General features: G+C 43.7%; 22 protein-coding genes. 10 read left to right on the top strand and 12 right to left on the bottom strand.

What is annotated here, in order from left to right:
- Positions 1-100: 100 nt before the first annotated feature.
- Positions 101-889 (bottom strand): carbon-nitrogen hydrolase family protein, encoded by a 789-nt coding sequence (locus tag NAF17_RS11730; RefSeq protein WP_252758176.1) that lies wholly within the window; start codon positions 887-889, stop codon positions 101-103.
- Between the two features lie 643 nt (positions 890-1,532).
- Between NAF17_RS11730 and NAF17_RS11735 the strand changes: the two genes are divergently transcribed.
- Positions 1,533-3,440: an amidophosphoribosyltransferase gene (locus NAF17_RS11735; RefSeq protein ID WP_252758177.1), complete on the top strand. Its 1,908-nt coding sequence runs from the start codon at positions 1,533-1,535 to the stop codon at positions 3,438-3,440.
- Positions 3,441-3,595: 155 nt separating this feature from the next.
- Here the strand turns inward: NAF17_RS11735 and NAF17_RS11740 are convergent, their stop codons facing one another.
- Positions 3,596-4,252: a LysE family translocator gene (locus NAF17_RS11740; protein ID WP_252758178.1), complete on the bottom strand. Its 657-nt coding sequence runs from the start codon at positions 4,250-4,252 to the stop codon at positions 3,596-3,598.
- 190 nt (positions 4,253-4,442) lie between these two features.
- Between NAF17_RS11740 and NAF17_RS11745 the strand changes: the two genes are divergently transcribed.
- Together NAF17_RS11745 and NAF17_RS11750 are read left to right on the top strand one after the other, a co-directional pair.
- Complete coding sequence (locus tag NAF17_RS11745; RefSeq protein ID WP_252758179.1) at positions 4,443-6,053, top strand: MFS transporter; 1,611 nt, start codon at positions 4,443-4,445, stop codon at positions 6,051-6,053.
- Between the two features lie 104 nt (positions 6,054-6,157).
- Positions 6,158-6,631: a deoxycytidylate deaminase gene (locus NAF17_RS11750; RefSeq protein ID WP_252758180.1), complete on the top strand. Its 474-nt coding sequence runs from the start codon at positions 6,158-6,160 to the stop codon at positions 6,629-6,631.
- A 32-nt stretch (positions 6,632-6,663) separates the two neighbouring features.
- Here the strand turns inward: NAF17_RS11750 and cmk are convergent, their stop codons facing one another.
- Positions 6,664-7,338, bottom strand: a complete 675-nt coding sequence (gene cmk, locus NAF17_RS11755; protein ID WP_252758181.1) for a (d)CMP kinase — start codon at positions 7,336-7,338, stop codon at positions 6,664-6,666.
- 159 nt (positions 7,339-7,497) lie between these two features.
- On the opposite strand from cmk, the gene arfB reads away from it, so the two are divergent.
- The gene (gene arfB / locus NAF17_RS11760; protein ID WP_252758182.1) at positions 7,498-7,908 is read left to right on the top strand and encodes an alternative ribosome rescue aminoacyl-tRNA hydrolase ArfB; all 411 of its coding nucleotides are present in this window, start codon (positions 7,498-7,500) and stop codon (positions 7,906-7,908) included.
- Here the strand turns inward: arfB and NAF17_RS11765 are convergent, their stop codons facing one another.
- The 3 genes from NAF17_RS11765 to lon all read right to left on the bottom strand — a co-directional run bounded on the left by NAF17_RS11765 (position 7,909) and on the right by lon (position 12,163).
- Positions 7,909-8,538, bottom strand: a complete 630-nt coding sequence (locus NAF17_RS11765) for a hypothetical protein (RefSeq protein ID WP_252758183.1) — start codon at positions 8,536-8,538, stop codon at positions 7,909-7,911.
- Between the two features lie 6 nt (positions 8,539-8,544).
- Positions 8,545-9,507, bottom strand: coding sequence for a lipid A deacylase LpxR family protein (locus NAF17_RS11770; protein ID WP_252758184.1), 963 nt, complete (start codon positions 9,505-9,507; stop codon positions 8,545-8,547).
- A gap of 178 nt (positions 9,508-9,685) precedes the next feature.
- Positions 9,686-12,163, bottom strand: a complete 2,478-nt coding sequence (gene lon, locus NAF17_RS11775) for an endopeptidase La (protein WP_370341070.1) — start codon at positions 12,161-12,163, stop codon at positions 9,686-9,688.
- Positions 12,164-12,955: 792 nt separating this feature from the next.
- Between lon and NAF17_RS11780 the strand changes: the two genes are divergently transcribed.
- Positions 12,956-13,579: a tetratricopeptide repeat protein gene (locus NAF17_RS11780; protein ID WP_252758186.1), complete on the top strand. Its 624-nt coding sequence runs from the start codon at positions 12,956-12,958 to the stop codon at positions 13,577-13,579.
- Here the strand turns inward: NAF17_RS11780 and NAF17_RS11785 are convergent.
- Together NAF17_RS11785 and gpmI are read right to left on the bottom strand one after the other, a co-directional pair.
- On the bottom strand, positions 13,576-14,091 hold the full coding sequence (locus tag NAF17_RS11785; RefSeq protein ID WP_252758187.1) for a hypothetical protein: 516 nt from the start codon (positions 14,089-14,091) through the stop codon (positions 13,576-13,578). The two genes, NAF17_RS11780 and NAF17_RS11785, sit on opposite strands and share 4 nt — an antisense overlap.
- Positions 14,092-14,122: 31 nt before the next feature.
- Positions 14,123-15,646, bottom strand: a complete 1,524-nt coding sequence (gene gpmI / locus NAF17_RS11790; protein ID WP_370341073.1) for a 2,3-bisphosphoglycerate-independent phosphoglycerate mutase — start codon at positions 15,644-15,646, stop codon at positions 14,123-14,125.
- A 94-nt stretch (positions 15,647-15,740) separates the two neighbouring features.
- On the opposite strand from gpmI, the gene NAF17_RS11795 reads away from it, so the two are divergent.
- The 5 genes from NAF17_RS11795 to NAF17_RS11815 all read left to right on the top strand — a co-directional run bounded on the left by NAF17_RS11795 (position 15,741) and on the right by NAF17_RS11815 (position 19,395).
- The gene (locus NAF17_RS11795; RefSeq protein WP_252758188.1) at positions 15,741-16,139 is read left to right on the top strand and encodes a DUF4783 domain-containing protein; all 399 of its coding nucleotides are present in this window, start codon (positions 15,741-15,743) and stop codon (positions 16,137-16,139) included.
- Positions 16,140-16,181: 42 nt separating this feature from the next.
- A complete protein-coding gene (gene nadC, locus NAF17_RS11800) occupies positions 16,182-17,030 on the top strand; it encodes a carboxylating nicotinate-nucleotide diphosphorylase (protein WP_252758189.1) in 849 nt (282 codons plus the stop codon).
- Between the two features lie 47 nt (positions 17,031-17,077).
- Positions 17,078-17,728, top strand: coding sequence for a glycerol-3-phosphate 1-O-acyltransferase PlsY (gene plsY, locus NAF17_RS11805; RefSeq protein ID WP_252758190.1), 651 nt, complete (start codon positions 17,078-17,080; stop codon positions 17,726-17,728).
- 6 nt (positions 17,729-17,734) lie between these two features.
- The gene (locus NAF17_RS11810) at positions 17,735-18,538 is read left to right on the top strand and encodes a M48 family metallopeptidase (RefSeq protein ID WP_252758191.1); all 804 of its coding nucleotides are present in this window, start codon (positions 17,735-17,737) and stop codon (positions 18,536-18,538) included.
- Positions 18,539-18,654: 116 nt separating this feature from the next.
- Positions 18,655-19,395 (top strand): YqjF family protein, encoded by a 741-nt coding sequence (locus NAF17_RS11815; protein ID WP_252758192.1) that lies wholly within the window; start codon positions 18,655-18,657, stop codon positions 19,393-19,395.
- A gap of 91 nt (positions 19,396-19,486) precedes the next feature.
- Here the strand turns inward: NAF17_RS11815 and NAF17_RS11820 are convergent, their stop codons facing one another.
- The 4 genes from NAF17_RS11820 to NAF17_RS11835 form a co-directional block, all read right to left on the bottom strand.
- Positions 19,487-20,767, bottom strand: coding sequence for an anthranilate synthase component I family protein (locus tag NAF17_RS11820; protein ID WP_252758193.1), 1,281 nt, complete (start codon positions 20,765-20,767; stop codon positions 19,487-19,489).
- A 75-nt stretch (positions 20,768-20,842) separates the two neighbouring features.
- Positions 20,843-22,120: an adenylosuccinate synthase gene (locus tag NAF17_RS11825; RefSeq protein WP_252758194.1), complete on the bottom strand. Its 1,278-nt coding sequence runs from the start codon at positions 22,118-22,120 to the stop codon at positions 20,843-20,845.
- Between the two features lie 44 nt (positions 22,121-22,164).
- The gene (locus tag NAF17_RS11830; RefSeq protein WP_252758195.1) at positions 22,165-22,635 is read right to left on the bottom strand and encodes a Fur family transcriptional regulator; all 471 of its coding nucleotides are present in this window, start codon (positions 22,633-22,635) and stop codon (positions 22,165-22,167) included.
- A 131-nt stretch (positions 22,636-22,766) separates the two neighbouring features.
- On the bottom strand, positions 22,767-23,183 hold the full coding sequence (locus NAF17_RS11835) for a hypothetical protein (protein ID WP_252758196.1): 417 nt from the start codon (positions 23,181-23,183) through the stop codon (positions 22,767-22,769).
- Positions 23,184-23,260: the final 77 nt, after the last annotated feature.

A 23,260-nucleotide genomic window follows, 5' to 3' on the forward strand; every position in this document is an offset into this window, starting at 1 on the left:
ATCGACGGCTTTTCTATCGAGGATTGCCACGCTATCGCTCGCAATGACCCGCGGAAAGATAGCGACGAATGGTTCGACAGGCTCACCATCACAATTGTGGTTACTTATATAACTCAGGTTTAAACCTTTTCGCTAATAGGCCTGTTGCTTTTTCGGTATCGATATCTGCCACCACAACACCGGCATGGCCGTAGGGCTGGTGTGCAACGCAAACGCCATCGGGCGCAATGATGGAACTGGTAGATTCCTGGAATTTCATGGCGTAGCCCACGCTGGCAAAGTAAATGGTGTTTTCCAGCGCGCGCATCATCATGGCTTTTTCGTAGTAGGGGCTGTGGCTGTCGCCCCAGTCGGTTATTTGTTTGCCGGTTGCATCGCTGCCGGTAAGGTGCGGGTGGAAAACCACCTGCGCGCCTTCACGTGCCGCCCATCTTACAGATTCGGGGTAGCGGAAACCTTCGTGGCAAATGGTGATGCCGAATTTAAGGCCGTTCACTTCAAAAAGGCTGCGCTGTGTTCCAGGCACCCAAAAATTATCTTCGCTTGGGTCTAACTGATTTTTGGTTTGATAACCCAGCACCTCGCCCGTTGGCGATATCACATGCGCGGTATTTAAAAACCGGTCTTCCTCGTAACAATCCATTGGGATGATAATGGCGATGGCATTAGCAGCCGCTATTTCGCACACTTTGTTTAACGCATCCAATAATTGCTGATGTGTGGCTTTCTCCGGTTTATGGTCGGTAAGCGGGTAGCCGGGAATAAATGATTCGGGGAAGCATACAATTACAGCGCCTTGCTGCGCTGCATCTCTTGAAAGATGATCAACCTGGTTTAAACCATCCCGGATGGATGTGGGAAAAGTAGGAGAGGCAAGGGCTATTTTCATGCAGGTGAATTTAAGGAATTGTTTTTTATAGTTTGCGGAATTTACTCACCCCGCTGCACTTCGTGCGCGACCGTTTCTGCTGAGCAAAGAGGGTGAGGGAAAAAGCCCCTCCGGAGGAGAGGGCGCTAAAAGCTTTATCCTCTTTCCGCCAACAGCGAAGATGGGTAACCGGGCGAAGAAACGACCGGGTGAGTAAAAACACCCGCAAGGCTTGTTTAACATAATAACAGTTTTTGGGTAGCCCCGATGGGGCATATCTGCTTAGTTAATGAGTGTACTAATGTTTACGCATCAATGCCCCATCGGGGCTACCGCTTTGTAGGAAGCGTTTTCTTGTTTTTTGCTCCGTAGGAGTTATCCTTATCGGCACAACCGCTCATCCATAAACCCGATAGGAGCGGATACCTGCACCTGCGCCCGCCCTGACAGGAGGACCAACGCTCTTTAAAACTCTATTATTTTTTTAACGGGTAAATCAGGTTTAAACAATAATCGTCCCAATCCCATAAATTCCGGTTCAGGCAATCCCTGAAATCCGCTTATCCCGGTCTACTTTTCCACACTATAAAAAATACTAACTAATGACAATATGTTTAAACACTATATAAGATAAAATTTTACCTTTGCATCCTCATCCCAAATCATGAGCGATCAGATTAAACATGAATGCGGTGTGGCATTTATCCGCCTTTTAAAGCCACTCTCTTTTTATCAGAAAAAGTACGGGACTGCCCTGTACGGACTAAACAAGCTTTACCTTTTAATGGAAAAACAGCACAATCGCGGCCAAGATGGCGCGGGCGTTGCTACCATTAAACTGGATATTGAGCCTGGGAAGCGGTACATAAGCAGGCACCGGTCAATGGCGAGTAACGCTGTTGCTGATATCTTCGAATATATCCAGAAAAAGTTTGCTGAGATACAGAAAGAAACGCCTGAAAAAATGGCTGATACCGAATGGCTCAAAGAGCACGTAAGCTTTACAGGCGAAGTGTTGTTGGGCCATTTGCGTTATGGTACCCACGGTAAAAACAGTATCGAAAACTGCCACCCCTTTCTGCGCCAAAATAACTGGATGACCCGTAACCTGGTTATTGCCGGTAACTTCAACATGACTAATGTTGATGAACTGCTGCAGCAATTGTACGACCTTGGCCAGCACCCTAAAGAAAAGGCCGATACGGTGACCGTTCTTGAAAAAATGGGCCACTTTATTGACACCGAGGTACAGGGCTTGTTTGACCAGTACAAACGCGAAGGTCTTGATGATAACGCCCAAATTAGCAAGTTGATTGCTAACGATATGGATGTTGCCAAGATCTTGAGAAAATCGGCCAAAAACTGGGATGGTGGTTATACGATTGCAGGCATATTGGGCCACGGCGATGCATTTGTAATGCGCGACCCGGTTGGCATCCGCCCGGCTTACTATTATTATAACGACGAGATTGTAGTGGCCGCCTCTGAGCGCCCCGCTATCATGACAGCCTTTAACATCCCTATTGAGGAGATCAAGGAGATAAAACCTGGTCATGCCCTCATTGTTAAAAAAGATGGTAAGATAACCGAGGATATGTTTAGCGAGCCGTTAGAAAAAAAAGCATGTTCTTTCGAGCGCATCTATTTTTCTCGTGGCAGCGATGCTTCTATCTATAAAGAGCGTAAACAGCTTGGCAGGTTGCTTTGTCCGCAGATATTGGATGCGGTAGAGAACGACGTTAAGAACACCGTATTCTCCTACATACCAAATACCGCTGAGGTGGCCTTTTATGGTATGGTGGAGGGGATTCACAAATACATCAAAAAATACCAGCGCGACAGGCTCCTGAACCGCGACGATAAAATTAGCGAAGAAGAATTGACAGAAGTTTTGGCACTTGCCCCACGTGTGGAGAAGATTGCAATTAAAGATGTTAAGCTCCGCACCTTTATTACCCAGGATGCCGACCGCAGCGAAATGGTTGCCCACGTTTACGATACCACTTACGGTTTAATAAACAAAGACGCCGATACGTTGGTGGTATTGGATGACTCCATCGTACGTGGTACTACTTTAAAACAAAGCATCCTGAAGATACTTGACCGCCTTGGCCCTAAAAAAGTTGTGGTGGTATCATCTGCCCCGCAGATCCGTTACCCGGATTGTTACGGTATAGATATGTCGCGCATGGGCGAGTTTGTGGCTTTTGAGGCTGCAATTAGCCTGTTAAAAGAGCAGGGCAAAGAGAACATCATTGTTGAGGTTTACCAGAAATGTAAGGATAGCTCTAAACTGGCTAAAGAGGATGTAGAGAACTATGTAAAAGCCATCTACGCGCCATTTACGAACCAGGAGATTTCTGACCGTATTGCCAAGATCATCACTCCGCCAAACATCACTGCCAAGGTACAAGTGATTTATCAAACCCTTGATAACCTGCACATAGCTTGCCCTGACCATGCCGGCGACTGGTACTTTAGCGGCAATTACCCAACCCCGGGCGGTAACAAGGTAGTAAACCGCGCCTTTGTTAACTGGATGGAAGGTAATAACCAAAGGGCTTATATGTAAAGATTAGTGGTTGGTGTCCCGATAGTTATCGGGAAGAGATTAGTTGCCAAATCTTTAAAATATCAAGAGCGATAGATTTCTATTGCTCTTTTTTGTTTACAATGTTTTTTCGTAGACACGCGATACTTCGTTTTTCTAAGCCCCAGAATGGTTGCTTAACTAACCGCCGGTGCCGAAAATATAAAGTGGGTAACCAACCGGTCAATCAAAAGTAAGGAAGCAATGATCAATGCTATACCGGCAACTTCGTTTAGGCGGTGTACAAATTTAGGGGAGATCTTCTCGCGGAGTTTGTTGGCGTAAAAGGCCTTTACAGAATCAAGCCCAAATTGGATGATGAGTATGGTGAGGAACATGACCGCTATTTTGGCCGACCGGTGGTGAACGCCTGCGTGAAACTGGGTACTGGCTACGCCGATAACCACCGTCCAATGCAGTAGCACGGTTGGGTTAAAAATGCACATCACAAAGCCTTTAAAAAAATAGCCCGCGTGGTTTATTTTGGTGGGGATGGTATTGTTGTAATTAACATCGGCCTTTTTAAAGATGTAGTAGATACCGATGGTGAACAGAATGATACTGCCAACAATGCCCGCTATGGTTTTATCATATGCAGATACATCAAAGTATTGCGACCCAAAAAGGATGGCGCCCACGAAAACCATATCGCTGGTTACTACGCCAAGGGCAAGTGATAAACCGGCATGAAACCCTTTTTCAATACTGGTTTTTATGAGAGCAAAAAAGACAGGGCCTGTTATAAACGTGAGCACTAATCCAAATCCAATTCCCGAAATAATGGCTTCTATCATTATGTAGGCTTATATATCCTGTTTTTCCCTACAGGTAAAAAATCAGGACACTAATATGCGACTTTTATCTGTTAAACAACAAAACTTAATGCTTGGATTTATATTTTGAAAATTTTATAGCCATAATTATAAAATTTGATTTATGTTTAGTGTTTCAAACACACCAATTAGTATTAACCTTAATTAAACAATGGCACAAGACAACTCAAAGAGTAATGGTTCGGCTTTATATACCATCATTACCGTGTTTTTCTTTTGGGGCTTTTTAGCAGCTTCGAATGGTATTTTTATCCCTTTTTGTAAAGCACACTTCAGCTTAACACAGTTCGAATCTCAACTGATAGATTTTACTTTTTACGGTGGCTATTTCATCGGTTCGTTAATACTTTACTTTGCTTCATCGGCAACCAAAGTAGATATACTTAATAAGATAGGGTATAAGAACGGTATCATTTACGGTCTTTTAATCTCGGCTGTAGGCGCGCTGATCATGATTCCGGCTATCAACTCGGGTTCGTTCGCATTCATCTTATTCACTTTCTTTGTTATCGCATTAGGTTTCTCGTTACAGCAAACAGCTGCCAACCCGTTTGTGGTGGCGCTTGGTAGCCCCGAGACCGGTACCCACCGCTTAAACTTTGCGGGTGGTGTAAATAACTTTGGTAGTATCTGGGGCCCGGTAATTGTGGGTTTCGTGCTGTTTGGCTCGGCATCGGCAAAGATTCCGGCATCTGAGGTTAAAATAGCATCGGTAAATACCTTATATATTATCCTTGCTGTGTTGTTCCTGGCAGTTGCTTTGTTTTTCTGGCTATCAAAACTACCAAGCGTAACCAGCGACGAAAAGATAGAACCAAGCAACAAAGCGAACACTCCGCTGGGTATCATATTTGTGGCGTTCCTGCTTATTTTAGCTGCAACCCCGCTTGCACAAGCTACAGGAATCCATAAACAATATTTTGTTTATGCTTCTTTAGCCATCATCTTATTCACTCTTGTAGGCACATCATCTGCAGCCGGTAAAGGCGGCCAGGGTTGGGGCGCTATGCAATACCCGCAGTTGGTTTACGGTATGCTTGCCATATTTACTTACGTAGGTGTTGAGGTTACTATCCAAAGTAACATGGGTGCGTTATTAGAAACTCCTGCCTTTGGTAATTTTAAAACCGACCAGGTAGCGCCGTTTATCTCATTATACTGGGGTAGCTTAATGGTAGGCCGCTGGACGGGTGCCATTGCGGCGTTCAGTCTTTCAAAAGCAACTAAATTGATCTTAACCATCGTTATTCCATTTGTAGCATTTGGTGTGGTACTTATTGTTAACCGTATCAGCGGTACCGATGTTAGTATGCTTTACCCATACGCAGGTTGTGTAGCTTTATTGGTTATTGGCTTCCTGATGGGTAACCAAAAACCGGTACGTACACTGGCTATTTTCGGCATACTGGGTGCTGTATTTATGGTGATCGGCTTAATGACTACAGGCATGGTTGCGGTATTCGCATTTATTAGCGGTGGCTTATGCTGCTCTATCATGTGGCCATCCATCTTCTCATTATCGGTTACCGGTTTGGGTAAATACACCAGCCAGGGCTCGGCATTTTTGATCATGATGATCCTGGGTGGTTCAATTATTCCACCGGTACAGGGTATCCTTGCCGATGGTATTGGTATCCACAAATCATACATTATCCCGGTTATTGGGTTTGCTTACCTTGCATTTTTTGCATTTAAAGCCGGCGCCATCCTTAAAAAACAAGGTATCGACGTTGACAACTTGGAAGCAGGCGGAGGACACTAATTTTTATTGTCTGAACTCGAATTAAGCGAATTAATTGAATTTTAGGATTCTGTTAATTCGCTTAATTATTCATTAATTTGATTTCAGATTACCAATGACACAACATGAAACCAAGTTTCGAACATATTTTTATGAATCTGGCAACCGACCTGGCCCAACGCTCGCACTGCGTAAAGGCCCAGGTCGGTGCCGTTTTAGCTAAAGACACGCGCATTATATCCATTGGGTATAACGGCCCGCCTGCAGGTACCCATAACTGCGACGAGGAGTGGCCTGGGCAAGGCTGCGCCCGCGACTCTAAAGGCAGCTGCTCGCTTGCCCTGCACGCCGAAGAGAACGCCATCCTATATGCTGTAAAGAACGGTGCTAACCTGGAAGGCGCTACGTTGTACACCACGCTATCGCCATGCCTGCCCTGCGCAAGGCTGATATTTTCTGCAGGCATCAAACATGTCTATTTCGATAAATCATACGCCCAATATAAAGGCTTAACCAGCGATGAAGGGGTTGATTTTTTGAATAGGTTTGGGGTGAATGCGGTGCAGTTTACAGGGGAGGGAAGAGAAACAGGAGGTTAGGAATCAAGAGGCATGAAACTAAGCCTTCAGCTTTATCCTTTTAACGCCTCAATCTTATCCAGTGCGAACTGCAGCTGCTGCTCGGGGGTGATGTTGGTATTATCTAATATAATAGCATCATCGGCGCGTACAAGGGGGCTTTCCTCGCGGGTGGTGTCCTGGTAATCGCGGTGGGCGATGTTCTCAAATATATCCTCTAAAGTAACCTCGGGGTTTTTAGCGTGGATCTCGTTATAACGGCGCTCGGCACGGATCTTTGGGTCGGCAGTCATGAAGATCTTTAGAGGTGCATGCGGAAATACCGCGGTGCCAATATCGCGGCCATCCATCACAATATTTTTTGATTTACCCATGCGTTGCTGCTGTTTCACCATCTCACGGCGCACCTCTTTCAGGGCGGCTACCGCGCTTACCTTTTCGGATACCGGCATCTGGCGGACCTCTTCAGAAACCTCTTCGTCGTTTAAAGTGATATGAGTTTCGTAATCGCGCGAGTGGAAATTAAGGTGGATGTTTTTCAGGGCTTCCTCAATTTGGGCGTGATTGGTAAGATCAATATTGTTCCGTAAAAAATATAAGGTCACGGCACGGTACATTGCGCCGCTATCCACATAAATATAATGCAGTTTTTTGGCTAATGCCTTGGCCAATGTGCTTTTACCGCATGACGAGTAGCCGTCGATTGCTACAATAATATTGTTGTTCATTAGGTAGCGAAGTTACAATATTTTGGTGAATGGTGAGTAGTTTTGTCCCGATAGCTATCGGTAAAGTGGGTGGTAGGATTGGTGCTGATTAATATAGTGGTTGATAAAAAACAACCACTCACCACTTAACCCAATCAACCACTTACTATATTTACACCCATGAATTTAACTAAGGCCGACCTGCAAAAAGAAATTTCTTACAAAACATCGCGTAGCGGAGGCAAAGGCGGGCAAAACGTAAACAAGGTATCAACCAAGGTGGAACTGCTTTTTAGCATTGAGGACAGTATCCTGTTAATCGATGAAGAAAAACTAACGCTGAACGAAAAGCTGCAAACCCGTTTTAATAAGGATGGCCTGGTACAAGTGATTTGCGATGAAGAACGCAGCCAATATCTAAATAAAGAGATAGCGGTAAAACGCCTGATCGTACTCATCACCAACGCTCTGCATAAGCCAAAAGCGCGCAAACCAAGTAAAGTTAGTCGCGCGGCAAAACTGGCCCGGCTTGGCAATAAAAAGATCCAGTCCATCAAAAAAGCTGACCGTAAAAAGAATTTTGATTTTTAATTATTTCCCCTCAAACATATAATCGGTAACCATCTTAATTTCGATCAGCTTGTCGTCCTTAAAAATGTAATAATGCTGAATGCCATCCAGAATAGAAATGAGTTTGATGGTATTTACAGTTACCGCAGGAGGCTTATTAAACAGTATCTTCAATAACTCATCTTTCGACATTCCAACCCTGATATTATTAAGAAAGTGAAAGTTGCTATCGCGGATATCGGCAGATATAATTTCCTGATAGTTAGTTTCATCACTTTTATAGAACTTGACAATACTTTTTGAAGTTGTGATTTGCGTTATGGATGTGCTATCTTGCGCGCCGATATTGCTCAAATGGATATCTTTTACTACTTTGTTTGTAATTGCTTTTTTAATCTCCTGAATATTTCCGTGTCTGCCAAACGGGTAATATAAGTGAGAGATCCCTGTTACTATTTTTAGGGTATCCGCATTAAAAAGCATTTCTGGAATTTCAACGTCCTGCTTTTGCGAGTTTTCCAGGAGCTTTCTTAATGACGCTGTATCTGTTTTAATAGCAGTATCTACTGCAATTTTAATATCATTTTGTGCTTTTTGCTTACACGAAAATAGCGCACTAAGCATAAGTATAGCTAACGCACCACTCTTCATCGATTTTTAATTAAACCTATATAGTACCGTTATTAATCCCCACTGGTGTGTACTTTTAACCTGCTGCTTCACCTCGCGGGTATTTACTACTGCCCCAATATCAAACACAAAGCGGCTGGTGGTAAAAGCTACTCCCAGCTGGTTACTGAATACGAAGTGATTGATATCGCCAACTATTTCTTGCGTGCCCGGTTCCGGGTGGTCTTTAAAAATATTGCCCTGCACTGTGGCATCATACAATATTCCGTTTATTTGCGGCTTATAGTAAAAGAAAAGTTCCTGGTTATGAAGCAAGTTATTACTTGTGTTTTTGCTTACGGTACTTTGCGTACTTACCGAGTTAAATAACTGGTTAAAATTACCCAGGCGGACCATCGGCCCAAACCCAGCTGCATTAAAGCCGGTACCTGCATTAATATAACCGGCTGCCGTAACATCTACCCAAGAGGCACGGGCAAGTAATTTGTTCACTTCTAAATTTACATTTACCTGAGCGGCGTTACGCACCTGGTATTGCCAGGTGTTCAATTCGTAAAAGCCAAAAGTGTTGTGGATGAATTTTTGGATAAGGTAACCGCCTGCTGCCGGGCCAACCATGCCAATTTTTGCAGATAGCTTTACGGTAGTTTCATTTTTATACAACACATTGCCCGATAAGCCCAGGTATAAGTAACCCGCAACAGGCCTGTCCACAAAATCTGCAGAAGGCAACTGACCCGACTGCGCGTTGTAGATCTTTTGTCCCAACTCTAAACCAAAAACGGCATTAGCCATATTAGGTTTAAGGCGTTTAACATCAGCCGCATGGCGATAGTACAGGAAAAATCCATTTGTGTAATAACGGTCGGACCCCTGGCCCAAAAAAGAATCGTTGTCCGCCTGGAAACCAATTTCGTGGCCGCGGTTTTGAGCATATGTGCTGATGCCTGCGAACAGGCAAATAGCTATCAGGAAAAGCTTATTTTTCATTGTGGAATTTAACGGTGCGCTAATGTAAAAAAAGCAGGGAAATTATCCCTGCTTTTCAAATATTTAAAACACGTAACCCAAACTTAAATAAGGCCACCAGGGAATAAAACGGTCTGATGTAATTATAGGGCTAAAACCCGTTCTGAGGGAGAAACCACCATCAATTATATTTTTTACTTTAAACAACTACTGGCTTTACGTCCTTTTCTTTAACCGTCAAATCAAGCGGTTCGCTTACCAGGTCGGTTAAAAGGGCAAGGTTTATAACTTCGCGCATATCGGTAACGTAGTGGAATTTCAGGTCGGTGATGTAACCTTCTTTGATCTCCAGGATATCTTTCTGGTTGGATTTACAAAGGATGATCTCCTTGATATTGGCACGTTTAGCCGCTAATATCTTCTCTTTAATACCACCCACAGGTAATACACGTCCCCGAAGGGTTATCTCGCCCGTCATAGCTAAATGCGGTTTTATTTTACGCTGCGTAAATGCCGATACCAATGCGGTAAGCATCGTTACACCTGCCGATGGGCCATCCTTAGGGGTAGCGCCAGCCGGTACGTGCACGTGGATATCCCACTGCTCAAATAGTTTTGGGTTGATGTTAAAGTAACCCGCATGCGCGCGCAAATAAGCTAACGCAATGGTTACCGATTCCTTCATTACATCGCCAAGGCTACCGGTTAGGGTAAGCTTGCCATTGCCCGGACTTAAACTGGCTTCTATAAACAATATATCGCCACCAACGGATGTCCAGGCTAAACCTGTTACCACACCTGCGGTGTCGTTGTTTTCGTAAAGGTCCTTATCGTAGAATGGTGCGCCCAATATCTTCTCCACCTCTTTTTTGGTGACCAATACATTGTAAGGCTCTTCCATCGCGATGTTTTTAGCCACGCCGCGGATTACCGATCCTATCCGCTTCTCCAGCGTACGCACGCCCGATTCACGGGTATAGTCTTCTATCAGTTTCTCCAGCACATCGGCCTTTACTACCACATCCTTAAGCGTTAAACCGTGGGCTTCACGCTGTTTTGGTAATAGGTGTTTCTTGGCTATCTCAATCTTTTCTTCAATGGTATAACCGTTCACCTCAATAATCTCCATCCTGTCTAACAAGGCAGGCTGTATGCTGCTCAGCGAGTTTGCGGTAGCGATAAACATCACGTTAGACAGGTCAAAATCCATCTCCACGTAGTTGTCATAAAAAGTGCTGTTCTGTTCAGGATCAAGCACCTCTAAAAGCGCAGATGACGGGTCGCCACGGAAATCGGTGCTTACCTTATCTATCTCATCCAGTATAAATACCGGGTTAGCCGCACCGGCTTTTTTTACCGATTGGATGATCCTGCCCGGCATAGCGCCGATGTATGTTTTACGGTGCCCGCGGATCTCTGCTTCATCGCGCACTCCACCCAAAGCCATGCGCACATACTTGCGGCCTAACGCTTTCGCAATAGATTTACCCAATGAAGTTTTACCAACTCCCGGAGGGCCAACCAAACAAAGGATTGGGGCTTTCATATTATGTTTCAACTTCAGCACCGCTAAATATTCGATGATGCGCTGTTTTACCTTATCAAGGCCAAAGTGATCCTTATCCAATACCCTTTGGGCTCTTTTAAGGTCGAAATTGTCCTTTGTAAAGTCGTTCCATGGCAGGTCAAGTAACAGCTCTAAATAGTTTATTTGCACCGAGTAATCTGCCGCTGCAGGATTGGTACGCACCAGTTTTTCAAGTTCTTTGGTAAAGTGGGTTTTAACCTCTTTGTCCCATTTCTTTTTAAGGGCACGCTGGCGCAGGTTCTCGATCTCCAGATCGGGAGAAGTGCCACCTAGCTCTTCCTGAATGGTTTTTAGCTGCTGATTCAGAAAATAATCGCGCTGCTGTTTGTCCAAATCAACACGTACTTTGGTCTGAATTTGGTTCTTTAGTTCCAGCATCTGCAAGTCGAGCGTCAAATGTTCCAGCACCATATTTATCCTGTCGCGCAGGCTGGCAGTTTGTAATAGCGCTTGTTTTGCTGCCATATCCGCATTCATATTTGATGATATGAAGTTGATGAGGAAAGATGTGCTTTCGATGTTACGGATAGCGATACCTGCTTCGCTCGGGATGTTTGGCGATAGCTGTATAATGTTCATGGCCATGTCTTTAACAGACGATACCATGGCTTTAAATTCTTTGTCCTCTTTAGCCTTTACCTCTTTAAACGGAGTGATGCTTGCTTTAATGTAAGGCTCGGTTTGTACCTCTTCCTTTAATGTAAAACGCTTTTTACCCTGCAATATCACGGTGGTGTTACCATCGGGCATTTGCAGCATTTTGATGATGAGGGCAATGGTACCCACCTTGTTTAGCTGGTCAAAAGTTGGGTCTTCTATGCTAACATCTTGCTGGGCAACAACACCAATAAGGCGGCTGCCTTTATTAGCATCGCGGATGAGTTTAATAGACTTATCGCGGCCAACGGTAATAGGGATCACAACACCCGGGAACAATACGGTATTGCGCAAAGGAAGTATAGAAATTATATCGGGTACCTCTTCATTATTCATTTCCGCCTCATCCTCTGACGACATCAGCGGGAAAAACTCGGAATCTTCATTAATGGAGGGCATGGTATTCTTAAAATCAAATGGATCAAAACTCATCAATCACCTTTTATGTTTGGTAACAACGTCATAATGGCAGGCACGGAAAGTCCGGTCTTGCAAATACAGGTTAATTGCCAATAGTTATATATTCAAATATACAGTTTCAAGAGCTATGCCAATATAAGTTAATTGCCCCGGGTAAATGACACACATTTGTAAATGATTGATTTGTTGGTGTTTGTGAGGGTAAAATAAATGCAGGTAGTTTTTGGTGGGATTTGAGGAAAGTGGAAAAAAAGTCATGCGGGGTTGTGGACGATAAACTTTCCAAAATCCTCTTTCCGCGCAGTGTAGAGAGAGTGGTTGAGCGAAGCAACAGTCCCGATAGCTATTGGGGGGGTGAGTAGACTACGCGGTTTGCAATTTGGTCGCGCGCCTATTTTACTCACCCCTACTACGCTACGCTGGTCGATTCTCTCTGCTGCGCAAAGAGGGTAAAAAAGGTTTTTCAATTCCATCATTGGGGAGGGAGGGGTTTCTATGCTGTTTTTGTAAAGCACATAAAGTGAAAGTGGATAATAATTTGGCTAAAGCCGCTTTTACAGTTGGCTTATCCGTTGGCTTAAGCCAACGGCAATGATATTGAAGATCCCTTCATTGCCGTCCCATTTATGGGGCGGATGGCAACTTGAAATGTTCCCGGCTTTAACCAAAGTCTTCGGCTAATCCCCTTTTATTCAAATAAGTTGTATGCAAGTCTAAAATTATTAACAAATTGCACGCCCGATATAATATTTTAACACATTGTTAGTTTATGTATTGTTAATGGATAATACCCGCTAATTAAATATGAGGCTGTCGGCTATAATTTCTTTGATCCTGTTTACATCGGTGGAGACACTATCGGCACAAAATGCCTATGTAAAAATGGGGCAGCAGGCTTTTATGGATGGCAATTTTAAAGCCGCCGTAAAACAGCTGGAGAAAGCCTGTATTGTAGATAGCACCAATGCCAATGCCTATTGGATGCTGGGTTATTCATATTATCACAGCGAAAACTACCGCAAATCCATAGCGGCATACACCAAAGTGATTTTTATCAACCCGATAGATGCCACAGCATATTATTACCGTGCGCGTGCCAAGGGTTATTTAGGGAAAGACACTTTCCTGTCGCCGCAAGAGCGCGAGAAACACCTGTTGGGTGCAATATTCGATTTGACCAAAGCCATTTCCATTGATCCAAACGACCATGGTAAATGCTTCCAGACCCGTGGTATTGCTTACCGTGAGTACGGCGTATTTAAATTGCAGCCTGGTGCTACATTTGATAAAGTGCGTGGCGTAAACTCGCTAAGAGCATCTATTACCGATCTGGAAAAAGTATTGGCCGATAACCCCGGAAGGTCTGATATCTCTACATTGATAGAGTTATCCAAAGAAAAGCTGGCAACCGCCAACGGGCATCATTAATTTATAAGACTGCCATTTATCCGATAGTTGTTCGCACCCATCACTTTCACTTTCTGGTTCTTTTCAATGCTGTAATAGGCATTTGGTACGTAAACCAATTTCTCGCTGGTGTTGTACAGGATGTTGTGCGTGTTATTAACGATAGCGATCTCAATAACCTGCCCCGCTTTTTTGCGGACTACAATTTCACGGGTTTTTAACTCCGGGAATTTGGCTTTGTAAACCGTGCTGTCGGCATTACTTTGCACATCGTAGCTTTGTTTCCAGGCGGGTTTGTTGATGTCGCTTTCGGTAAACAGGTTAAGCTCCTTTTTCCAGCTGGCAATGCGTACCTTTTTGCTTTCAGTATCGCCGTTATGGGCTACGGATTTGTTTACCTCAGGGTTTTGTTTGGTAAGCAGGGTATCCTGTTTGCCAAAATAGCCCTTCAGGTCAAAGTACTGCAGCTCGGCGCCAGTTTCCTTTATTTCGGGCTTATTACAGGCGTAGCTGCCGCATAAAAGCAGCAGCACGCTTGTATAAATAGTATATTTTTGGAATGGTTTATACCAATACATTACCGGTCATTTCTTCGGGAATGGTTACACCCAAAATTTGCAGTACGGTAGGGGCAATGTCACCCAGTTTACCATCTTTTACCTGTTTAACATCGCTGTCGATAATGATACAAGGTACCAAGTTAGTAGTGTGGGCCGTATTTGGCGAACCATCTTCGTTGATCATGTAATCGGCATTACCGTGGTCGGCAATAATGATGAACGAGTAGCCTGTTTTTAAACCGGCTTCAACAACCGCTTTACAGCAGGCATCAGCAGTTTCGGCAGCTTTCATCACCGCGCTAAAAACGCCTGTGTGGCCAACCATGTCTGTATTGGCAAAGTTCAGACAAACAAAATCGGGCCAGCCGGCTTCCAGTTCGGGGATGATCGCATCACGGATGCCTTCGGCACTCATTTCGGGTTGCAAATCGTACGTTGCCACCTTTGGCGATGGTACTAATAGGCGTTTCTCATCAATAAACTCCGTTTCGCGGCCACCCGAAAAGAAGAATGTTACGTGCGGATATTTTTCGGTTTCAGCAATGCGGATCTGTTTTTTACCGGCACCTTCTAAAACCTCACCCAATGTTTTGCTAAGGTCATCCTTACGGAAAACTACCTTCACATTTTTAAAGGTTTCATCGTACGATGTCATGGTCACATAGTGGATGTCCAACGGCTTCATATCATACTCCGGGAACTCCTTTTGGGTAAGCGCCTGTGAAATTTCGCGGCCCCTGTCCGTACGGAAGTTGAAGCAGATCACCACGTCGCCATCTTTAATTACTGCGATGGGTTGGCCGTTCTCGTCAACCTTAACAATAGGTCTTAAAAATTCATCGGTAACACCATCCGCATACGATTTTTGCATAGACGCTAAAATATCGTCGGTAGCAGTACCTTCGCCCTTAACCATTAGGTCGTAAGCCAGTTTAACGCGTTCCCAGCGGTTATCGCGGTCCATAGCGTAATAGCGGCCAATGGCTGATGCTAAACGCGCCGGCGAATCGGCAATGTGGTTCTCCAGATCAGTGATGAATTTTAATCCCGAATTCGGGTCGGTATCGCGGCCATCTAAAAAGGCATGGATAAAGACTTTCTCGAGCCCTAAAGCCTTGGTAGCATCTGTTAAGCCTTTAAGGTGATTAATGTGGGCATGTACGCCGCCATCGCTCACCAGGCCAATCAGGTGCAGGTCTTTATCGTTTTCTTTAGCATATTTAAATGCATCAAGTATGGTTTCATTTTGTATAAACTCGTTATCAATAACGGCTTTGTTTATACGGCCCAGCTCCTGGTAAACCACGCGGCCGGCGCCAAGGTTCATGTGCCCTACTTCCGAGTTACCCATTTGTCCTTCTGGTAAACCTACGGCAAGGCCTGATGCCTCCAGTTTGGAGTTTGGATACTGCGTTATCATCGAATCGAAGAACGGCGTGTTTGCCGCTACAATAGCGTTTGATCTGTCGTTGCGGCCGTAACCCCAGCCATCAAGTATAATTAAAGCAACTTTTTTTATTTTTTCCACAATGCAAATATAAAAGCAACGTTTATAAATTTTAGTTTAAGCACCGCTTTATTTTTTACAGTTGCAACAATTCTTTAAATTATTGGTCATATAAATGATGAAACTAAAACATCTGCCATTGCTTATCTTGCTTTTTTTACTGCCCATGGTAGTAAAAGCGGATACTATTGATAAGATCACCGACCTTTTAAAAATAGGGAACGCCCAGGAAATTGCCAAATACTTTGCCCCAAATGTAGATATCAGTATCACCAAAGCGAGTAATTCCTATTCAAAAACGCAGGCCGAAATGATATTGAATATGTTTTTTAAAGATAACAAACCTCACACGGCCAAACTGTTACATCGCGTTAACTCCAATCCTAACTATAACTTGGGCGTGTATGTTTTAACCACCGAAAAAGGTAAGTTCAGGGTCTCGTGCACGTTTAAGGAAGTTAATAAGGTGATGGAGATAATGGAGTTGCGAATTGAAACAGAAAAGCCTAATTAATGCGCAATTGTTCTTACTTTTGAAATTCAAAAAAACAAAGGTTTGGACAAACAAATTGTACACCAGTTCATCGTTAATGCTTTAAGTGAAGATGTTGGCGACGGCGACCACACATCACTATCGACCATTGAAGCAGGTACACAAGGTAAAGCAAAATTATTAGTTAAGGATACCGGGATACTGGCAGGCGTTGAGTTGGCTTTAGAGATCTTTAGCGAGGTTGACCCAAACCTGAAGGTTACCGTGTTTTTAAATGATGGCGCCGAAGTTAAACCAAAAGATATTGCCCTTGAAGTAGAAGGCGCCGCGCAGGCCATTTTAAAGGCCGAGCGCCTGGTGCTAAACTGCATGCAGCGCATGAGCGGCATTGCCACTACCACCCATCAAATTGTAGACCTTTTAAAAGGTACAAATACCAAAGTTTTAGATACCCGTAAAACCACACCCGGTATGCGCTATCTGGAGAAATGGGCTGTGCGGATTGGCGGCGGAGTTAACCATCGTTTTGGTTTGTACGATATGATACTGATCAAGGATAACCATGTAGATTATTCGGGGGGAATCCGCCAGGCTATTGAAAACGCCAATAAATACCTTGCCGATACAGGTAAAAAACTGGCTATTGAAATTGAAGTGCGGAACATTGAAGAGTTGGAACAGGTTTTGCAAACAGGGAATGTAAACCGTATTTTAATTGACAATTTTAATTTTGACGATTTGAGGCAGGCCGTTAACATGATACAGGGGCGCTACATTACCGAAGCATCCGGAGGGATCACCATTGATAACATCCGCGATTATGCCGATTGCGGCGTGGATTATGTATCTGTTGGGGCATTAACGCATTCTATAAAAAGTTTAGACCTCAGCTTAAAAGCTGTAAAATTATAATGATATATTGCGGTAGTATAACATCAATTTAATAATATTGCAGGCAGATGCTATCAGTCTACTCGATTTCGGCTCTTATTGCGGCTTATCTTTTCGGATCAATTCCTACTGCAGTATGGATAGGGCAAGCATTCTACCATATCGACGTACGCGAATATGGCAGCGGTAACGCCGGTGCTACAAACACATTCAGGGTTTTAGGTAAAAAGGCGGGTATCCCCGTAATGCTGCTGGATATTTTAAAAGGGTGGACAGCCACTAACCTCGCTTATATTGTTGGTACAAGTGTAACCGGGCCTTTCAATTCGGTAGCGTTTGTTAATTTGCAGTTGGCCTTGGGTGTGGCTGCTGTTATGGGCCATTTGTTCCCGGTATTCGCCGGTTTTAGGGGTGGTAAAGGTATTGCCACACTTTTTGGAATGATATTAGCTATAAATTTACCGGCTGCCTTACTTTGCGTTGCTGTATTTATTACAACGTTGCTAATAACGCGTTATGTATCACTTTCATCAATATTAGCCGGGTTTATTTACCCTATCGGGATAACGTTTGTTTTCCATGTGAGTATTAAATCGGTCATTATTTATGGGATGTGTATATTTATACTGGTATTGGTAACGCATCAAAAAAATATAGAGCGATTGTTGAAGGGCAAGGAGTCGAAAGTTAATTTATTTAAAAAGAAAATCACTACCTAACTCACCATGAAGAGAATGAAACCCCTACTGGCACTGGCTATAATAGCTATTGCAGTTTATGCCTGTTCAACCGTTCCGCTTACAGGCCGCTCACAACTTAGTTTAGTAAGCGACGACCAGATAAACCCCGCCGCGGCGCAAAGTTATCGTACGCTATTAACAGACCCCAGCACCAAAGTTATTAACACCGGTACCGATGCCCAGCGCGTAAAACGTATAGGCAGCCAGCTTGCAATAGCTATCGACGCTTATTTAAAAGCAAACGGTTACGGTAGCCAGTATAACTACCAATGGGAATTTAACCTGATCCAAAGCAAAGAAATTAACGCGTGGTGTATGCCGGGTGGTAAAGTTGCCGTATACAGTGGCATACTACCGGTTACCCAAACAGACGCAGGCCTTGCAACCGTTATGGGCCACGAAATTGGCCATGCTATTGCCCACCACTCTGCCGAGGCGCTTTCACAGCAAATGGCTGTACAGGCGGGCGGTACTGCAATTGGCGCAGCAACAGGCAATAAATCACAATCTACACAAGCTATTATTGGCACACTTTACGGTGTAGGCGGCCAGTTAGCTACCCTAAAATATTCGCGCGATAAAGAGAACGAGGCCGATAGGCTTGGTCTAACCTTTATGGCAATGGCTGGTTACGATCCACGCCAGGCCGTTAGCTTTTGGCAACGTATGGCCGCCCAAAACCAGGGCGCCCCACCTGAGTTTTTAAGCACTCACCCAAGCGATGCTACCCGTATAGCCAATATCCAAAGGTTAGTACCTGAGGCGATGAAGTATTATAAAGGAAAATAGGGTTATTTATGACTAAGTTTTAAAGGGCTGCAACAATATAGTTGTGGCCTTTTGTTGTTTTAAGGTAAATTAGTAGATGCTCAAAAACACAACAATAAATAATAAGTTCTAGTATAATGGTTACTTCTAAATCTCGTTTTCTTACTGCCCAATGGCGCAACCTGGTGATGCTTAATTACGAGGTTGACCCCGAGATATTGAAACCTTACCTGCCCGCCGCTACCGAGATCGATCTTTGGGAGGGAAAGGCATTGGTTAGTATGGTAGGTTTTATGTTTCAGGATACGCGGGTGCTGGGCATCAAATGGCCATTCCATGTCAATTTTGAGGAAGTGAACCTGCGCTTTTATGTGCGCCATTTTGATGGTAAGAAATGGAAACGAGGAGCGGTGTTTGTAAGTGAGATTGTCCCCAAAAGTATCATCGTGGTTATTGCTAATACGCTTTATAAAGAGCATTACCGCACCTGCCCGATGCGGCATTCGATCATGAAATCTGGCCCTAACCACACGCAATTTTTATATGAATGGAAAGTGAATGGGAAATGGAACAAACTTGGCGCTACGGTACGCAATAGTTTAACACCGATACCGGCGGGCACCCCCGAAGAATTTATATTTGAGCATTACTGGGGCTATAACCGGCTAACCGATCGTAAAACCATGCAGTACCAGGTAGAGCATGTTTCCTGGCAAATTGCCGAGGTTAAAGACTTTGTTTTTGAAGCAGATATTAAAGAGTTATATGGCGAAGCCTTTGTGCCGTACCTAAGTGTTAAACCATACTCTGCCTTTTGGGCCAATGGCTCAGAGATCGCGGTGAGGATAGGGGATAAGTTGGTATTGGATGAGGTGTAGCCGAGATAAAATAAAAGTATGTCATGGCGAGCTTGTCGAACCATTCGTCGCTTTCATAAGTCTTCGATAAGCTCCGACTGACAGGAATATTTTACATCTCGCTGCTTAACCCCAAAACCTCCAAAATAGCTTTTGCTTTCAACAAACATTCCTCGTATTCCCGTTCCGGGTCGGCGTGATAGGTAATAGCGCCGCCTACGTGGAACGACAGATATTTTTTGGTACTGTTGTACAGCAGCGTGCGAATCACTACGTTAAAATCAAAATCACTATCAGGACTAAAATAACCTATCGCGCCGGAATATACTCCGCGTTTGCTGCGTTCGTATTCTTCCATAAGCTGCATGGCGCTTATTTTGGGCGCGCCCGTCATGCTGCCCATGGGGAAGGTGTTTTTTACAGCATCAACGGTCGATACATCATCCCTCAGTTCGCAAACTACGGTTGACACCATTTGGTGTACCTGCTTAAAACTTTGGATGCCGTATAGTTCTTTTGTTTTAACCGTGCCGGGCTTGGCTGAATGGGTAAGATCGTTACGTACCAGGTCTACAATCATGACGTTTTCCTGTAATTCCTTCGGGTGGTTGCGCAATTCTTCGATGATGGTTTCATCTATGGCCTCGTCCGCATCTCGCCTAGCGGTACCTTTGATGGGTTGGGAAATGAGTTTGCTACCACGTTTAGCCAAAAAACGCTCGGGAGAGGCGCACATAATGTAGTTACCTTTCCATTTAAAAAAGGTAGAAAAGGGAGTAGGTGATACGCTATTAAGGTTTTGAAAGATGGATAGTGGGTCTATCTCCGTATCCTCTGCATAAAACTCCTGGCAAAAGTTGGTTACATATATATCACCGCGTACAATGTGCTTTTGAATTTTTTCTACCGTTTCTACGTACTCAGCCTTGCTGAAACGGGGTTGTATATTGATGGTTTTAACAGGTATATTGGACGAGGGTTCGAATCCCTCCGCCTCCACTAGCTTTAGGATTTCTGTTTCATTCTCCCCAATTATCTCAATCGTATTTTCTTTGATGCTGATCAGGATCTCGGGTGCAAAAAAGTAAAGGTCGGGAAAGTTGAGATGGTCTAAATTGTTGGATCGCAGGTTTTCCACTTCATTCTTCAAGTCGTACCCGAGGAAGCCTGTTATCCAGCCGGGGGTGGCGTTTTTAAATTGGGATAGCTGCACGAATGCATCTCCTGCATTGGCTGTAACTTCGGCTTTGGCACCAATTGCTATCACTGTATCAAACTTGCCGTAGGGGTCGTTAAAGCTGTTGCTGTCGAGGTAGCACAGGGTGTCAAATTTTGATGCCCATGCAAGCACCTTTTGTTTAAATAAATTCACGTCGGTTACCTCGGTTATCACGTCACAAAAATAGTTAACTAAATATAAAAGGCCCCGATAAATTGAGGCCTTTTATATTTTTAATTAAAATATCTTTTAGTGCAATACCAAAGTCTGCTTTCTATCTGGGCCTACAGATAACCATTTGATCGGTACTTCCAATTCGGCCTCTAAAAACTCGATGTAAGATTGTAGTTTTGCCGGGATCTCATTTAATTTGGTAATGCCGGTAATATCTTCTTTCCAGCCATCAATTTCCTTTAAAACAGGTACAGCATCAACCGAGCAAATATCATACGGCATGTAATCTATCTGTTCGCCTAAGTAGTTGTAATGGGTGCAAGCGTAGATCTTATCGAAACCGCTTAGCACATCAGCCTTGGTCATTACCATTTGGGTAACACCGTTCAGCATAATTGCATATTTAAGCGCCGGTAGGTCTATCCAGCCGCAACGGCGTGGCCTGCCTGTGGTTGCGCCAAACTCGTGTCCTATACGGCGAAGTTCTTCGCCCATTTTGTCGTTCAATTCGGTAGGGAAAGGGCCTCCGCCAACGCGGGTACAGTATGCTTTAAAAATACCTATCACATCACCAATCTGGCGCGGGGCAATACCTAAACCGGTACAAGCGCCTGCAGCGGTAGTGTTTGATGAGGTAACGAAAGGATAAGAACCAAAATCAATATCCAGCATCGCACCTTGTGCGCCTTCTGCCAGTACTTTTTTACCTTCTTTTATGTAGTTGTTCACCAAATGCTCGCTATCAACCAGCGGAAACTTTTTGATCAGCTCTATCGCTTCAAAAAACGCTGCTTCACGTTCGCTAAAGTCGGCTACTTCGCCGTACATAGCCTGTAGCATCGATGTATGTTTATCAACCAGTTTCTGGTAGCGCTCTTTAAAATCGGGAAGGGTGATGTCGCCAATGCGTAAACCATTACGGCCGGTTTTATCCATATAAGTTGGGCCGATACCTTTCAGGGTAGAACCAATTTTACCGTCGCCCATTTTCTTTTCAGACGCGGCATCCAGCAACTGATGGGTTGGCAGGATTAGGTGCGCCTTTTTGGCTATCATCAAATTCTTTTTGCCAAGCAGGTCGTGGCCGGCATCTTTCAGTTTATCAAGCTCTTTTTTAAGGGTGATTGGGTCAATCACAACACCATTACCGATCAGGTTCATGGTATTGTCAAAGAAAATACCCGAAGGAATGGTGTTCAGTACAAATTTTTTGCCTTCAAATTCTAGGGTGTGGCCGGCATTTGGGCCGCCCTGGAAACGTGCTATCAGGTCGTAACCCGCGCTTAGTACATCAACAATTTTACCTTTACCTTCGTCGCCCCATTGGAGGCCTAATAATACGTCAACAGCCATTAAATGATATCTTTATCTTGAAAATAAGTTTGAATGATTATGAATTATTGCGCCTTCCTGTCGCAAAAACCTTCGCGCAGTTTGGTACAGTTACCGTAAAGGTTTAGGGAGTGGTGTTTGATTTCGAACTTTAAAATATCGCCCATCATGCTCTGGATCTGCTGAATGCGCGGATCGCAAAACTCAACCACCTTGCCACAATCTATGCAAATAATGTGGTCGTGCTGTTTGTAGCCGTATGATTTTTCAAACTGGGCCATATTTTTGCCAAACTGGTGTTTGGTTACCAGATCACACGATACCAGTAATTCGAGGGTGTTATAAACCGTAGCGCGGCTTACGCGGTATTTCTTATTTTTCATGTGGATGTATAATGATTCCACATCAAAATGGTCTGTCCTTGAATAGATCTCTTCAAGTATGGCGAAACGTTCCGGGGTTTTTCGGAGGCTTTTATTTTCGAGGTATGCCTCAAAAATCTTTTTCACCAAAGCAATGGTTTCCTGTACAGGCATAATGTTAAATTAACGTTGCAAAGGTATTAAATATTTTGGAGAATAGAGTCAGAATCAAGAAGTCAAGAGCCAAGAAATGAGTTGATTTGTTCTTGTATTGTAGTGTTTTTGATTACCAATTTCTTTTTTTATTATTTGATTAGTTTTCCAAAGGAAACCCCTGGTACTTCGAAAGTATAATTATAAGTTCCCCGTTTTATATTTACGTCGAATATCTTCACAATTATTAGTGATTCTTTAAGCCATGTTTTATTTAGTTCAATGCTGTAATTATTGACTGTTTGTTTTCCACCTGAATATTCGTAATAATCAAACTTCATGATTAGCCCATTTAAATTATCAGCATACAGTAAATTTTTGGTTAGCGTATTATAAACGTATAATACACCAGGATAGTAGCCGCCATCTATCCGGTCTTCTTTTCCATTAGCATCAAATGTTACAAACTTGACCCCGGATACTGACCTCATCAGCTTATCATTTACAAGAATTACAAAACTATTATTTACCCTTATTTCTTGTCCGTAAAGATTTACAGAGGCAATCAAAAATATTATTATGAGCAAATACTTGTTTCATTGAAAGATGCCTGGATTTTAATTAAGTCGATTCTAATGATCCAATT

The sequence above is a fragment of the Mucilaginibacter aurantiaciroseus genome (assembly GCF_024055595.1).
Taxonomy (GTDB): Bacteria; Bacteroidota; Bacteroidia; order Sphingobacteriales; family Sphingobacteriaceae; genus Mucilaginibacter; species Mucilaginibacter aurantiaciroseus.